This is a genomic window from Acinetobacter sp. QJM3NY_42 (assembly GCF_056173745.1).
Map to the genome: position 1 here is coordinate 1278756 of NZ_CM149689.1, position 13713 is coordinate 1292468.

Sequence of the window (13713 nt, forward strand, 5' to 3'; positions counted from 1 at the left end):
GTTGCTTGCTGTTAGTGGAAAGGAAACGAATTAATATACTATAAGAGAATCAAAATGCAAAAGAACTAAGCCTTTTGATGGCCTTTTAAGAATAAATCTACACAGTAATGAATATATTCCATCATTTCCTGATGATCTTCAGCAGGTGCAAGGCCCATCAGGATCCGCCATTCAAAATTTCTCAAAATTCCAAAAAACATCATCGCAGAATAATTAGGATTAGGACAAACCAGTTTACCTTGCTGATGGCCTTTATCTAAAGCGACCGCAATACACTGCTGGATATGTTGTGGGCCTTGAGTGTGTAAATAGAGTGCCAGCTCAGGGTTACGCTGAGCCTGTTCAATCACCAGACGCATAAATGCCATATTTTCAGGCTGTATCAAGTGTTGATAGAAATTGATGGGTGTATGCGCAAGATAGTGACGTAACTCGCTAATATGAAAGTCGAAAGGAATACAAATATCTTTAAAAAATAATTCCCGGCGATAGTCACAAATCGCTGTAAACAAACCTTCCTTATTACCAAAATATTTATAAATTGATGCTTTTGAACCTCCGGCATGTTGGACAATATCATCAAGCGATACCGCATCATAACCCTTATCAAGAAACAGCTCATTCGCACTAAGCAACAAAGCCATTCGGCGTTCCTGTCCTCGACGGGTTTGCGGTTTTTCGCAATCAGTAGATGCAAGATGGACCAATGAATGATACCTACAAAGAAACAGTAAGAAAGGAAGATAACAATAAGTTTAAAATAATATAGCAAAACTATGCGCTAATTTCTGTAACGCTGTGTGGTCTCAAAAGCTTAATGTCAGTCATAATTTAATAAACAAAAAAATGAAAATGGATTCATTTTTCTTTGACTAAAGTTTTAGAGTCTGTATTCTAAAAGGCCATACCGGTTTAAAAGATTAAACCTTATACTGAAAATTCAATAACGATAGAAAGAACTGTGGAAGAGATCATGACACAACAAATGTCTGCAGGTTTAAGATTTAGACAAGCATTGGAAGCAGAGAAACCGCTACAGATCATGGGCACAGTGAACGCCTATGCAGCCATGCTGGCAACCCAGGTAGGCTATAAAGCAATATATTTATCAGGTGCAGGTGTTGCGAACTATTCATACGGTTTACCTGATCTGGGCATGACCAGTCTAGATAATGTTCTAGAAGATGTATGCCGTATTACTGAACGTGTAGATACGCCACTTTTGGTCGATATCGATACCGGCTGGGGCGGCGCTTTTAATATCGCCCGTAGTGTCAAGCAAATGATCCGTGCTGGTGCAGCAGCAGTACATATTGAGGATCAGGTTGCCCAAAAACGTTGTGGACACCGTCCAAATAAAGAAATTGTGTCACAGCAGGAAATGGTTGACCGTATTAAAGCTGCAGCCGATGCAAAAATTGACCCCAATTTTGTCTTGATGGCACGAACCGATGCGCTGCAAAAAGAAGGCCTGCAGGCAGTAATTGACCGGGCCTGTGCTTGTATTGAAGCAGGTGCAGATGCAATTTTTGCCGAAGCCATGACCGATATTACCATGTACCGCACTGTATGCGATGCTGTGGGTGTGCCAGTGCTTGCCAATATAACCGAGTTTGGTGATACGCCGTATTATACAACGGAAGAGCTGGCTGAGCAGGGCATTCGTATGGTGCTGTATCCGCTTTCTGCAACACGCGCCATGCAAAAAGCAGCGCTTGAAGTGATGCGCTCCGTTCGTGAACAAGGTACACAGGTGCATGTTTTAGATAAGATGCAACCACGAAAAGAACTTTACGAATTTTTAGATTATCACTCTTTTGAAAATACCTTAGACAAACTCTTCAAGCAGGAGAATTAAAACAATGGCTGAAGGAAAAGTACTGACAGGCGCTGGACTGCGCGGACAGGTTGCTGGTAAAACTGCACTTTCAACTGTAGGAAAAAGTGGAGCAGGCCTGACTTATCGTGGTTATGACGTACAGGATCTGGCAGAAAACTGTCAGTTTGAAGAAGTAGCTTATCTGATTTTCTTTGGTGAGTTGCCGACTGCTGAGCAGCTGGCTTCTTACAAGGCGAAGTTAAAGTCTTTGCGCCAACTGCCCCAAGCTTTAAAAGAAGTACTGGAACGTATCCCGGCTGATTCACATCCGATGGATGTTATGCGTACTGGTGTTTCAATGCTGGGAAATCTGGAAACAGAAGAATCATTTGACCAGCAGCAGGATATCGCGGACCGTATCCTGGCGACTTTACCAGCAATTATCTGCTATTGGTATCGTTATAGTCATGATGGTGTACGTATTGAAGAAAGTACTGATGATGATTCTATTGGTGCACAGTTCCTGCATTTGTTACATGGTAAAAAACCCAATGAACTGCATGAACAGGTGATGAATGTATCGCTCATTCTGTATGCAGAGCATGAATTCAATGCTTCAACTTTTACTGCACGTGTCTGCGCTTCTACTTTATCTGATATGCACTCGTGCATTACTGGCGCAATTGGTTCATTACGTGGTCCGTTGCATGGTGGCGCCAATGAAGCCGCTATGGATATGATTGAAAACTGGCAGTCTCCAGAAGAAGCTGAGCGTGAGATGCTGGGTATGCTGGAACGTAAAGAAAAAATCATGGGCTTTGGTCATGCCATCTATAAAGATAACGATCCGCGTAATGGGATTATTAAAGTCTGGTCTGAGCGTCTTGCGAAAGATGTCGGAGATACTGTTCTATATCCGGTATCGGTACGTTGTGAAGAAGTCATGTGGCGCGAGAAAAAGCTATTCTGTAATGCGGATTTCTTCCATGCCTCTGCTTATCATTTTATGGGTATTCCAACAAAGCTGTTTACACCGATTTTTGTAATGAGCCGTGTTACTGGCTGGGCTGCTCATGTGATGGAGCAGCGTGCAGATAACCGTATTATTCGCCCAAGCGCTGATTATATCGGTCATGAACTGCGTAAAGTTATACCTATTGCTGAGCGTAGCAAGCAGTCTGCTTAATACTGAAATATAAAAAGCAGAGGCATAATGCCTCTGCTTTTTTATGAAGTATAAATTTAGCGTTATATTTTACTTTTTACTGTTAAAGAAATCGGGTCTTCAGTGGTATAGCCCGTTTCTTCAGGAAATGCCAGATAACGTACTGTTACCAAGACTTGGTTTTGTGCAGGAATATAATATGCTTGTTTGACTGAAAGTGAAGGTTTATAGCTGACAGCCTGCTGTAGCTGACTGTTGAACCATATAGAACTCACTTTATATTGATAAGTGTATTGAGGTACTTTGAGAGTTTTATCTATCCAAATTGCTGGCACATTCGTTTGCTGTTTTTTTAAAATATGAATATTAAAAATTTTGGGAGTAATAAGCTGTAAAGGTTGAAGTCGTTGTTTTATTTTATTGAGCTCAGGCTGAAGTACATCGATTGACTGGTCATAATCAATCTTCCGGGTGCGTTGATTAATGTATAAAGAATTTACTTTAAACAGCTTGGGTGGTTGATTAGCTTTATAAAACTGATAGTAATAAAGTTGCGGCAGGCGGCCACGTCCATCTTCATAATGGCGTAACAAATAAACTTTTTTGTCGGTAGGTTCATACCCTAAAAATTCAATATACTGCCCACCACCAACTGTAGCATGACTGATCATAGGTATAGCTATACATAAAGGTATAGTAAATAAAATAGGCTTTAACATAGCTTTTGTCCTACCAGATAGTCATAAGCTATAAATGCCATAAACTGGTAAATTTTTAAAGAAGACTTTTACATGGGGACTATCAGCAATAAAACAGATTTTTACTTATTCTTTTAATTATTCCAAGCTGGTTATGAGCAATAAAAAGTAAATAATTTCAATAGCACTTTAAAAAAGTGCTATTGATAACAGGAAGAAGTTAATCTTCAATTTCTTCTTCGATCTCATCGTCGGCTGTACTCATACCCAGTTCTTTAAGTTTACGAGTCAGCGTGTTACGACCCCAGCCTAAAAGCTCGGCAGCATGACGTTTACGTCCACGAGTTTGTTGCAGTGCTGCCTGAATCAAAGTACGTTCAAACAGGGGTGTGGCAATATCCAGAATTTTCATTTCACCATTTTGCAGTTTCTGAATCGCCCACTGACCTAACAGTTCATCCCACTGCTGGCTGGAGGCACGCTGTATGCTAGGAGATGAAATGGAGGCGTCTTCAGCCCTCTGGATGGGTATCTGTTTAAGTTCTGGAGGAAGATCTTCTGGATAAATTTCTCGGCCAGTAATCATGACCGTTAGCCAGCGGCAGGTATTTTCAAGTTGACGTACATTACCCGGCCAAGGAAGTTGCTGCATATACTGTACGGTTTCCTGTCGCAGTATTTTTGGGCTAACTCCCAGTTCTTTACCTGCACGCGCCAAGAAATGCTGAGCCAGCATTGGAATATCTTCACTACGGTGCGCAAGTTTAGGAATATGAATCCGAATAACATTTAAACGGTGAAATAAGTCTTCACGGAAACGGCCATCGTGAACCAGTTTTTCCAAATCCTGATGAGTTGCAGTCACAATACGGACATCAACTTTTACTGATATATGTCCACCCACCCGATAAAATTCGCCATCGGCCAATACCCGTAAAAGGCGGGTTTGTGTTTCAAAAGGCATATCTCCAATTTCATCAAGAAAAAGAGTTCCGCCATTGGCCTGTTCAAAACGTCCCTGACGCTGACTGTTTGCACCGGTAAAAGCACCCTTTTCATGACCGAACAGTTCAGTTTCAATCAGATCTTTTGGAATAGCCGCCATATTCAGGGCAATAAATGGTTTGTTTTTTCGTGGTGAATGCTTGTGTAAAGCATGTGCTACCAGCTCTTTGCCTGTACCCGATTCACCATTGATTAAGACAGTAATATGAGACTGTGTTAAACGGCCAATTGCACGGAATACTTCCTGCATCGCCGGCGATTCACCTATTATTTCGGTTGACTGGATAGGAGCAGTGACTCGGGATTCCTGTTGCTGCAATTTACTGATATGCAAAATTGCACGCTGTACCAGAGCCAAGGCTTCATCGATATCGAAAGGTTTGGGTAAATATTCAAAAGCACCTGTCTGGTAACTTGATACTGCAGATTCAAGGTCAGAATGTGCAGTCATAATAATGACTGGTAAATCGGGGTTACTCTGTTTGACTTTGCTTAGAAAGGTGAGCCCGTCAATACCAGGCATGCGTATGTCGGTTAAAATAACATCTGGTGGTGCCAGCATAAGCTGATCCAGGGCAGACTGGGCCTCTTCAAAGCTTGTTACCTCGAAACCTTCTTCTTTGAAAGTTTTTTCCAGTACCCAGCGCATGGTGCGGTCATCATCAATAACCCAGATTTTATTTTGCGGCATGGTTTAACTCCCAAGGTAAATATAAGCTGAATATGGTTTGTCCTGGAACAGACTGGCATTCAATCATGCCGTTATGCTGGTGCATAATGTTCTGTGCAATGCTTAAACCTAGTCCAGTGCCTTTGGCACGTCCGGTAACAAGTGGATAAAAAACAGATTCCTGTATCTCTTCTGGAACACCTGGTCCATTATCTTCAATATCTATACGTATAGCAGAGCGATGTAATAATCCATTAATTGTCACCAGTCGCTGTATGCGTGTTCTAAAAATAAGTTCAGGCCGGTGATGCACAAAAAAATCCCTGTTTTCTGATATTGCCTGTACTGCATTTGCACCAATATTGAGCATAACTTGGATTAATTGATCGCGGTCAGCATGAACTTCAGGTAAGGACAAATCATAATCCCGCACAATCTTGATTTTATTTTTAGTTTGATTGGCAATTAATGAGCGTACACGTTCTAATGGTTCATGAATGTTGACATTTTCATAGCTTGGTAGCTGACGCGAACCCAGCATGATATCTGCCAGATTTCTAAGCCGGTCTACTTCATTAATAATAATATCGGTAAATTCTGCATATTGCGGGTCATTCAGGCTGCGTGCCAGTAGCTGGGTGGCCCCTCTGATACCTGCCAGCGGATTTTTTATTTCATGTGCTACACCACGGATCAATTGCCGTGCGACCTGATGCTGCTGAATAAAGTTCTCTTCTTTGGAAATTTTGAGCATGCGGTCAATCGGATTAATCTCGATTATGAGCAGGGGGTGATAGGATTTACCCGAATTTAGCTCTGAAACGGTATAATCTACATGAATATCCTTAAAATTGACGCTAACAATTGCCTCACGGCGGGTATAAGGCTGGCCTGTTTTAAAAGTGTTGAGCAGTGCTTCTTCTGTATTAAAAGTATCATCCGGTGTTTGCAGTAAATTAATAACAGGAAGGCCACTTGCACGTAACAGGCTAATATCAAACAGTGCTTCACAAGAAGAATTCAGGTAGAAAATATCGAGATTGCTATCGACAAGTAAAATTGCTGTAGTCAAGTGGTCTACAAGTAAACGATAGTCAATTTCTGTATATTGCTCCATTATTTGATCATTCCTGTATTAAAATAGCGCAAAGCTTTCTTCATAAAACTCTTTCATGACTTCATTTAAGTAAAATTAAGCAAAATATAAGCCAACTCTAAAAGATTTGAAAATTTTTTAGTTTATGAGGGCTAATAATTTAAAAACATAAAAAATACTTAAATTATAAAATGTCTACTTATTTAAGTAAAAAATATTATGAACCAAATTGGTGCAACTATAACATTTATATATAATGTTGGATGTATATTGGTGCATTGCATAAAGAGTCGGGATTTAACCTATGCTTGGAACAAGAAAAGACATACAATACGCGCATTCTAGTGGAGCGCAGGATTCATGAAGTCCCCCAAAGTCGGTTTTGTTTCTTTAGGTTGTCCTAAGGCATTGGTAGATTCTGAACGAATCTTAACTCAGTTGAAAACTGAAGGTTATCAAGTAGCATCAGATTACGATGGTGCTGATTTAGTTGTTGTAAATACCTGTGGTTTTATCGAATCGGCAGTACAAGAATCCTTGGATGCGATTGGCGAAGCCATGAGTGAAAATGGCCGGGTCATTGTAACCGGTTGTCTTGGAAAAGATGAAGACAAGATTCGCCAAATGCACCCGAATGTCCTGAAAGTGACTGGTGCAGCAGCGTATGAAGATGTTATGTCTGCAGTACATCAGTATGTACCGGCACCACCCAAGCATAATCCTTTTATTGATCTGGTTCCTGAACAGGGCGTTCGTCTGACCCCTAAACATTATGCATATTTAAAAATATCAGAAGGGTGTAATCATCGTTGTACATTCTGCATTATTCCAAGTATGCGCGGTGATCTGGTTTCACGTCCGGTTGGTTCTGTGCTTGAAGAAGCTGCTGCACTTAAGCGTGCCGGTGTAAGAGAAATTCTGGTCATTTCTCAGGATACTTCAGCCTATGGTGTCGATACCAAGTATAAGCTTGATTTCTGGAATGGACAGCCGGTAAAAACCAAATTCTTCGACATGTGTGAAGCACTAGGGCAACTGGGAATTTGGGTGCGTCTGCATTATGTCTACCCTTACCCACATGTGGATGCTGTTATTGACTTAATGGCGCAAGGTAAGATCTTACCTTATCTGGATATCCCATTCCAACATGCCAGTCCGCGTATTCTGAAGTTGATGAAACGTCCCGCGCATAGTGAAAATACGCTAGAACGCTTAAAAGTATGGCGAGAAAAATGTCCTGATCTCGTGATTCGTTCGACATTTGTAGTAGGTTTCCCCGGTGAAACTGAAGAAGATTTTCAAATTTTGCTGGAATGGCTCAAAGAAGCTCAGCTTGACCGTGTAGGCTGCTTTACCTATTCACCTGTAGAAGGTGCAACTGCAAATGATCTGCCAGATCATGTGCCAGAAGAAGTAAAGCAGGAGCGTTATGAGCGTTTTATGCAGGTACAGCAGGAAATTTCAGCTGCAAAACTGCAAAAGCGTATTGGTCAAACTATGACGGTGCTAGTTGATAATCTGGAAGAAGAATTTCCAGTTGCTGTTGCCCGCTCTTATGCTGATGCGCCAGAAATTGATGGTAATGTATTTGTAGAAGATATTGATAAGAGCCAGATCAAGTCCGGCGATCTGCTTGAGGTGGAAATTACAGATGCAGATGAATATGACCTGTTTGCAAAGCTGATCCGTATCAAGTCGGTTTAAACACCGTAGCTTAATATACAAAAAAGAATTTAATTTTAAACCGATTTGGAGTGAAATTATGGCAGATAGTAATAGCCCGCGTTATTCACGCATCCTGCTTAAATTGTCAGGTGAAGCCCTGTCAGGTAATAAAGACATGGGTATCGATGCGAATGTGCTTGATCAAATGTCTTTATCTATTGCGCACTTGGTAGGTCTGGGCGTACAGGTAGGTATTGTGGTAGGTGGCGGCAATCTTTATCGTGGAAGTCAGCTGCAAAAAGATGGTTTGGTAGGTCGTGTAACAGGGGACCAAATGGGCATGCTGGCTACAGTGATGAATGGCCTGGCCCTACGTGATGCTCTGGTGCGCCGTAACATCAAAACCCGGTTAATGTCAGCATTACCGATTGGTACGGTGGTTGAGTCTTACTCTAGTCGTGATGCGATTCGTCATCTGGGCCAGAACGAAGTATGTGTATTTGTAGCAGGTACAGGTAACCCATTCTTTACAACTGATACAGCGGCTTGCCTGCGTGGTATTGAAATTGAGGCTAACCTGATTCTAAAAGCTACTAAAGTTGATGGGGTTTATAATAAAGACCCAAGCAAATATGATGATGCGGTCCGTTATGATCATTTAACTTTTGATCAGGTATTGGATGAGAAGCTAGGTGTGATGGATTTAACAGCAATCTGTCTATGCCGTGATCACAATGTACCGTTACAAGTATTTGATATGAATAAGTCAGGTGCTTTACTTTCAGTGGTAATGGGTGAAAAAGAAGGTACGCACGTTACGAACTAATGTACGTGTGACCTAAAGCTCTTTATACTATTGCTATTTATACTCCTTTGATTCTATTAAAGTAAGGAAAATCACATATGATTAACGACCTTAAAAAAGACAGCGAACAGCGTATGCAAAAGTCCCTGGAGTCTTTGGAACAGGGTTTTGCTAAAGTCCGTACTGGCCGTGCCCATCCGTCTATCTTAAATGGCGTTATGGTTCCTTACTATGGTTCTGATGTACCATTAAACCAGGTTGCAAACGTTGGTGTTGAAGATTCCCGTACTCTGGTGGTTCAGCCTTTTGAACGTACGATGGTCTCTGCAATTGATAAGGCAATTCGTGAAAGTGATTTGGGTCTGAACCCGATTACTGCAGATGCTATTCGTGTTCCAATGCCTGCACTGACTGAAGAAACCCGTCGTGATATGCAGAAGGTTGCGCGTACAGAAGCTGAAAATGCTAAAGTTGCTATCCGTAATATTCGACGTGACGTTCTAGGTGATATCAAGGCATTATTGAAAGAAAAAGAAATTTCTGAAGATGATGAGCGCCGTGCTGGTGAAGAGATCCAGAAAATTACTGACAAATATGTTGCTGAAGTTGATAAACGTTTGGCCGCCAAAGAAGCTGAATTGATGAAGGTCTAATTCATGACCGCATCCGAAGAGAAACATCTTCCTGAGCATGTTGCCATCATTATGGATGGCAACAACCGCTTTGCTAAAAAGAATCAGATGCAAAAAGGTGAAGGACATCGTGAAGGTAAAAATGTCCTCGATCCTATTGTTGAGTGCTGTGTAGAACAGGGTGTAAAAGCTTTAACTGTTTTTGCGTTTTCAAGTGAAAACTGGAATCGCCCGCAGTTTGAGGTCGAGTTGCTCATGTCTCTTCTTGAAGAGACAATTCATGACCAGATGCCACGGATGGAAAAGTTCGATATCTGTCTGCGTTTTATCGGAGATCGCTCACGGTTACCTGCACATTTGCGTGAATTAATGTTGCAAGCTGAACAAAGGACTGCTAATTTCAGCACAATGACGCTTGTTATTGCTGTCAGTTATGGTGGTATGTGGGATATTGCAGAAGCTGCAAAGCAGATTGCTCAAGATGCAGTAAACCAGAAAATCCAGATTGAAGATATTAATGTTGATTTGTTCGGACAGTACGCCTCGCTTGGAGATTTACCTCCTGTTGATCTGCTGATTCGTACCGGCGGAGATTATCGGCTTTCGAATTTCCTGCTTTGGCAGGCTGCTTATGCCGAGCTATATTTCACCCCGACGCTATGGCCTGAATTTACCGTAAATGAGTTCAACCACGCGCTCAACATTTTTAATAGCCGTGAACGGCGCTTTGGCAAAACTTCAGAGCAAATCCAACAAAAGAAACTTGAGAATTAATAAATGTTAGAGCGGATAATTACCGCATTGGTGTTGGTAGCAGTAGTACTGAGCTGCATGTTTGCTACCCAGTCAGATTATCCAATGTTAGGGCTTATGGTGTTGGCAGCGGGGGTCGCAGGATATGAGTGGTTTAAGCTCATGCCCAGAACTACAAAATATGTGATAAAACCGATTGCTTGGTCCTATGGTGTTCTCAGTGCCGCCATCTCGGCTCTGGTTCTCTATTTAAATGATATTGCCCTGTTACTGTGGGCTGCCTCTATTTTAACCTGGATTTTTAGTATTTACTGGGTAAAGTCATACCCTGAATACGATAACTGGTACAATGCTACACTTAAGGGTATTGGTATTATTCTTATATGTGCGGCAGTTACAGCAATTTTTGCAGTCTGGCATAGCTCACCTTGGTGGCTGATGTATCTGTTTCTGCTGGTCTGGGGTGCAGACAGTGGTGCTTACTTTGTTGGTCGTAAGTTTGGACGAAAAAAACTGGCCCCCTCGGTTAGCCCAAATAAATCGGTAGAAGGCCTATATGGCGGAGTAAGCGTAGCCGCTATTATTATCGTTGTGGTGGCATGGATCTATCTCGATCTTACACTGATTCAATATCTGCTCTTCATTATACTTTCTGTAGCTACGGTACTAGGTTCAGTACTGGGTGATCTTTTTGAGTCCATGATTAAACGCCGCGCAGGCATTAAAGATTCCGGTCGTGTTCTTCCAGGACATGGCGGTGTACTCGATCGTATTGACTCTCTACTGGCCGCTGCACCTATATTTGCAGCGGGTATGTATCTGTTAAAACTTATTGGTGTAGATTTATAGATGTCACAATCTGTTTGTATATTGGGTGTTACAGGCTCTATTGGTCAGAGTACTTTAAAAATATTGGAGCAGCATCCAGATCAATATTCGGTGTTTGCAGTAAGTGCTTATAGCCGTATAGATGAGCTTGCCCAGATATGCAGACAATATCAGCCTAAAATAGCTGTAGTGCCCGCTGACCGTGTGGATCAGCTTAGCCGGCATTTAAAGGATTTGCAGCTCAGCCATATTCAAATCTTGAGTGATGAGGCAGGCCTTATAGCCGTAGCTAAACATCCGGAAGTTGATGTGGTAATGGCAGCAATTGTCGGAGCAGCCGGGCTTTTACCGACTTTATCCGCTGTTAAAGCAGGTAAGCGAGTACTGCTAGCCAATAAAGAAGCACTCGTTATGTCCGGTGACATTATGATGCGTGCAGCGCGAGATCATCATGCTTTACTTTTGCCGGTAGACTCTGAGCATAATGCCATTTTTCAATGTTTGCCTCATGACTATATGAATGCTGATGCGCATGGCAAACCTGTAAAAGGGGTGTCGCGTATTTTGCTTACTGCATCAGGTGGCCCATTCCGTCAGCATAGTCTTCAACAGTTGCATGAAGTCACTCCACAGCAGGCCTGTAAGCATCCAAACTGGTCAATGGGACAAAAAATTTCAGTTGATTCAGCTACCCTAATGAATAAGGGGCTGGAATTAATTGAAGCCTGTCATCTATTTTCAATTGCTGAGCACTTTGTGACAGTTGTGGTTCATCCGGAAAGTATTATTCATTCCATGGTGCAATATGTAGATGGTTCAACTTTGGCACAAATGGGGAATCCGGATATGTGCACACCGATTGCTCATGCATTAGCTTGGCCTGAGCGTATACAGACTCATGTACCTGCACTTGACTTGTTTGCACAGCAGCAATTGAATTTTCAGGAACCGGATATCGTACGTTTCCCCGCGTTAAAGCTCGCAAGAGAAGCAATGAAAGCGGGAGGCGTAGCCCCTGCAATTTTAAATGCAGCCAATGAAGTGGCAGTCGCAGCTTTTTTAAAAGAACAAATCCGTTTTACTCATATTGCTGAAATAGTTGAGCAGACCTTAAATACCGTTCACAATAGGTCTGCAGAACAGCTTGAGACCATACTTGAGGCTGATACGCAAGCGCGTGAAGCTGCATTTGACTCTATTGGAAAAATGAGAAGCTGATGATGAATGCTTTGTTTATGATTGTCGCAGCCATACTTTTACTCGGACCGCTGATTGCAATTCATGAGTTTGGACACTATTTTGTGGCACGTAAACTGGGTGTAAAAGTTCAGGTTTATTCGATTGGCTTTGGGCCAACCCTGATCAAGTGGAAATCAAAAAAATCAGGTATTCAGTATCAGCTTTCAGCCTTGCCTTTTGGTGGCTACGTCAAAATGCTGGATGAGCGTGAAGGAAATGTTGCTGAAGAAGACTTGCCGCAGGCATTTAACCGCCAGTCTCCCTGGAAGCGTATTGCTATTGTTGCGGCGGGGCCGCTCATTAATCTGGTATTTGCGATTGTACTTTTCTGGATTTTATTCCTGCCTTCACAAGAGCAGTTAAATACACGTGTAGGCAAGATTTTTCCCGGTACCCCCGCTGCAGCTGTGCAAATGCAGACCGGTGACAAAATTACTGCTATAGACGGCACACCAGTGAGCACTTGGGAAAAATTAAATTACGCTATAGTAGATCGTGCTGGTGAAACTGGAGTGATTCAGGTTCAGGTTGAACGGCAGGGACAATTACAACAGTTTAGTCTACCAATACAGAATTTCCTAAAAGATCAAAGTAAATCTCCTTTGGAAACTTTGGGTTTTATTCCTTATCGTCCACAGATTCCGGCAGTGGTGACCAAGCTGAGCGAAGATGGTGCAGCGATACGTCAGGGAATAAAGGAAGGTGACAAGATTGTTGCAATTGATGGCGTAAAAATGAAGGACTGGTTCGATGTAGTTGAAATCGTGCAAGCATCACCAGAGAAGCTTCTAAAGATAGATGTATTGCGTAATGGCGAAATCAGGCAGCTTGATGTGATGCCACAAGGGCAACGAGACAATATGGGAAATGTCATTGGCATGCTGGGAGTACAAAGTACGCCAGGTAAAGTTACAATTCCTGACGAATATAAACAAACAATTCAATATAATCCTGCACAAGCTTTAATGATGGCAGTAGATAAAACTGGTCAAATCTCCGGGATGATTTTGAACTCGATGGCTAAAATGGTTCGAGGGCTGATCGGTCTGGATAATTTGTCTGGTCCAATTACAATTGCCAAGGTGGCAGGCCAAAGTGCCGAGATGGGATGGCAAACTTTTATTTCTTTTATGGCTTTAATGAGTATAAGCTTGGGAATTTTAAATCTGCTTCCAATACCAATGCTTGATGGCGGACATTTAGTCTATTATTTTATTGAAGCGATTCGTGGTAAGCCCGTTTCTGAACAAATACAAATATTTGGTTTGAAAATTGGTATGGTACTGCTCGGTAGTATGATGCTCCTGGCATTATTTAATGATTTTATGCGTTTATGAC

The 13713-nt window shown here is 42.0% G+C and carries 13 protein-coding genes; 9 read left to right on the top strand and 4 right to left on the bottom strand.

Annotated elements, in window-relative coordinates:
- Positions 1-65: 65 nt before the first annotated feature.
- On the bottom strand, positions 66-644 hold the full coding sequence (locus AC0VYT_RS05960; protein ID WP_005014628.1) for a TetR/AcrR family transcriptional regulator: 579 nt from the start codon (positions 642-644) through the stop codon (positions 66-68).
- Positions 645-973: 329 nt separating this feature from the next.
- On the opposite strand from AC0VYT_RS05960, the gene prpB reads away from it, so the two are divergent.
- Together prpB and prpC are read left to right on the top strand one after the other, a co-directional pair.
- Positions 974-1858: a methylisocitrate lyase gene (gene prpB / locus AC0VYT_RS05965; RefSeq protein ID WP_005014627.1), complete on the top strand. Its 885-nt coding sequence runs from the start codon at positions 974-976 to the stop codon at positions 1856-1858.
- A 4-nt stretch (positions 1859-1862) separates the two neighbouring features.
- A complete protein-coding gene (gene prpC / locus AC0VYT_RS05970) occupies positions 1863-3005 on the top strand; it encodes a bifunctional 2-methylcitrate synthase/citrate synthase (RefSeq protein ID WP_005014626.1) in 1143 nt (380 codons plus the stop codon).
- Between the two features lie 62 nt (positions 3006-3067).
- Here the strand turns inward: prpC and AC0VYT_RS05975 are convergent, their stop codons facing one another.
- The 3 genes from AC0VYT_RS05975 to glnL form a co-directional block, all read right to left on the bottom strand.
- Entirely contained in the window at positions 3068-3703 is a 636-nt protein-coding gene (locus tag AC0VYT_RS05975) for a hypothetical protein (RefSeq protein WP_005014625.1), read from the bottom strand.
- 199 nt (positions 3704-3902) lie between these two features.
- Positions 3903-5378, bottom strand: a complete 1476-nt coding sequence (gene glnG, locus AC0VYT_RS05980) for a nitrogen regulation protein NR(I) (protein ID WP_005014624.1) — start codon at positions 5376-5378, stop codon at positions 3903-3905.
- Positions 5365-6474: a nitrogen regulation protein NR(II) gene (glnL, locus tag AC0VYT_RS05985; RefSeq protein ID WP_005014623.1), complete on the bottom strand. Its 1110-nt coding sequence runs from the start codon at positions 6472-6474 to the stop codon at positions 5365-5367. The genes glnG and glnL overlap by 14 nt, the downstream gene beginning before the upstream one ends.
- Positions 6475-6813: 339 nt before the next feature.
- On the opposite strand from glnL, the gene rimO reads away from it, so the two are divergent.
- The 7 genes from rimO (at position 6814) to rseP (ending at position 13712) form a co-directional block, all read left to right on the top strand.
- Positions 6814-8157, top strand: coding sequence for a 30S ribosomal protein S12 methylthiotransferase RimO (rimO, locus tag AC0VYT_RS05990; RefSeq protein ID WP_005014622.1), 1344 nt, complete (start codon positions 6814-6816; stop codon positions 8155-8157).
- A 58-nt stretch (positions 8158-8215) separates the two neighbouring features.
- Positions 8216-8944 carry a UMP kinase gene (gene pyrH, locus AC0VYT_RS05995; protein WP_005014620.1) on the top strand — a complete coding sequence of 243 codons (729 nt, stop codon included), beginning with the start codon at positions 8216-8218 and terminating at the stop codon, positions 8942-8944.
- A gap of 77 nt (positions 8945-9021) precedes the next feature.
- A complete protein-coding gene (gene frr / locus AC0VYT_RS06000; protein ID WP_005014619.1) occupies positions 9022-9576 on the top strand; it encodes a ribosome recycling factor in 555 nt (184 codons plus the stop codon).
- Between the two features lie 3 nt (positions 9577-9579).
- The gene (uppS, locus tag AC0VYT_RS06005) at positions 9580-10329 is read left to right on the top strand and encodes a polyprenyl diphosphate synthase (RefSeq protein WP_005014617.1); all 750 of its coding nucleotides are present in this window, start codon (positions 9580-9582) and stop codon (positions 10327-10329) included.
- Positions 10330-10332: 3 nt separating this feature from the next.
- Positions 10333-11157: a phosphatidate cytidylyltransferase gene (locus AC0VYT_RS06010; RefSeq protein WP_005014616.1), complete on the top strand. Its 825-nt coding sequence runs from the start codon at positions 10333-10335 to the stop codon at positions 11155-11157.
- Positions 11158-12354 carry a 1-deoxy-D-xylulose-5-phosphate reductoisomerase gene (ispC, locus tag AC0VYT_RS06015; protein WP_005014615.1) on the top strand — a complete coding sequence of 399 codons (1197 nt, stop codon included), beginning with the start codon at positions 11158-11160 and terminating at the stop codon, positions 12352-12354.
- A gap of 2 nt (positions 12355-12356) precedes the next feature.
- A complete protein-coding gene (rseP, locus tag AC0VYT_RS06020; RefSeq protein WP_005404177.1) occupies positions 12357-13712 on the top strand; it encodes an RIP metalloprotease RseP in 1356 nt (451 codons plus the stop codon).
- The last annotated feature ends 1 nt before the right edge of the window (position 13713 follow it).

Excerpts from the sequence above, each read along its gene's own strand:
- frr (WP_005014619.1), top strand. The coding sequence starts at position 9,022 with ATGATTAACGACCTTAAAAAAGACAGCGAACAGCGTATGCAAAAGTCC.
- uppS (WP_005014617.1), top strand. The coding sequence starts at position 9,580 with ATGACCGCATCCGAAGAGAAACATCTTCCTGAGCATGTTGCCATCATT.
- prpC (WP_005014626.1), top strand. The coding sequence starts at position 1,863 with ATGGCTGAAGGAAAAGTACTGACAGGCGCTGGACTGCGCGGACAGGTT.
- AC0VYT_RS05960 (WP_005014628.1), bottom strand. The coding sequence starts at position 644 with ATGGCTTTGTTGCTTAGTGCGAATGAGCTGTTTCTTGATAAGGGTTAT.
- rimO (WP_005014622.1), top strand. The coding sequence starts at position 6,814 with ATGAAGTCCCCCAAAGTCGGTTTTGTTTCTTTAGGTTGTCCTAAGGCA.
- prpB (WP_005014627.1), top strand. The coding sequence starts at position 974 with ATGACACAACAAATGTCTGCAGGTTTAAGATTTAGACAAGCATTGGAA.
- glnG (WP_005014624.1), bottom strand. The coding sequence starts at position 5,378 with ATGCCGCAAAATAAAATCTGGGTTATTGATGATGACCGCACCATGCGC.
- glnL (WP_005014623.1), bottom strand. The coding sequence starts at position 6,474 with ATGGAGCAATATACAGAAATTGACTATCGTTTACTTGTAGACCACTTG.
- AC0VYT_RS06010 (WP_005014616.1), top strand. The coding sequence starts at position 10,333 with ATGTTAGAGCGGATAATTACCGCATTGGTGTTGGTAGCAGTAGTACTG.
- rseP (WP_005404177.1), top strand. The coding sequence starts at position 12,357 with ATGAATGCTTTGTTTATGATTGTCGCAGCCATACTTTTACTCGGACCG.
- AC0VYT_RS05975 (WP_005014625.1), bottom strand. The coding sequence starts at position 3,703 with ATGTTAAAGCCTATTTTATTTACTATACCTTTATGTATAGCTATACCT.
- pyrH (WP_005014620.1), top strand. The coding sequence starts at position 8,216 with ATGGCAGATAGTAATAGCCCGCGTTATTCACGCATCCTGCTTAAATTG.
- ispC (WP_005014615.1), top strand. The coding sequence starts at position 11,158 with ATGTCACAATCTGTTTGTATATTGGGTGTTACAGGCTCTATTGGTCAG.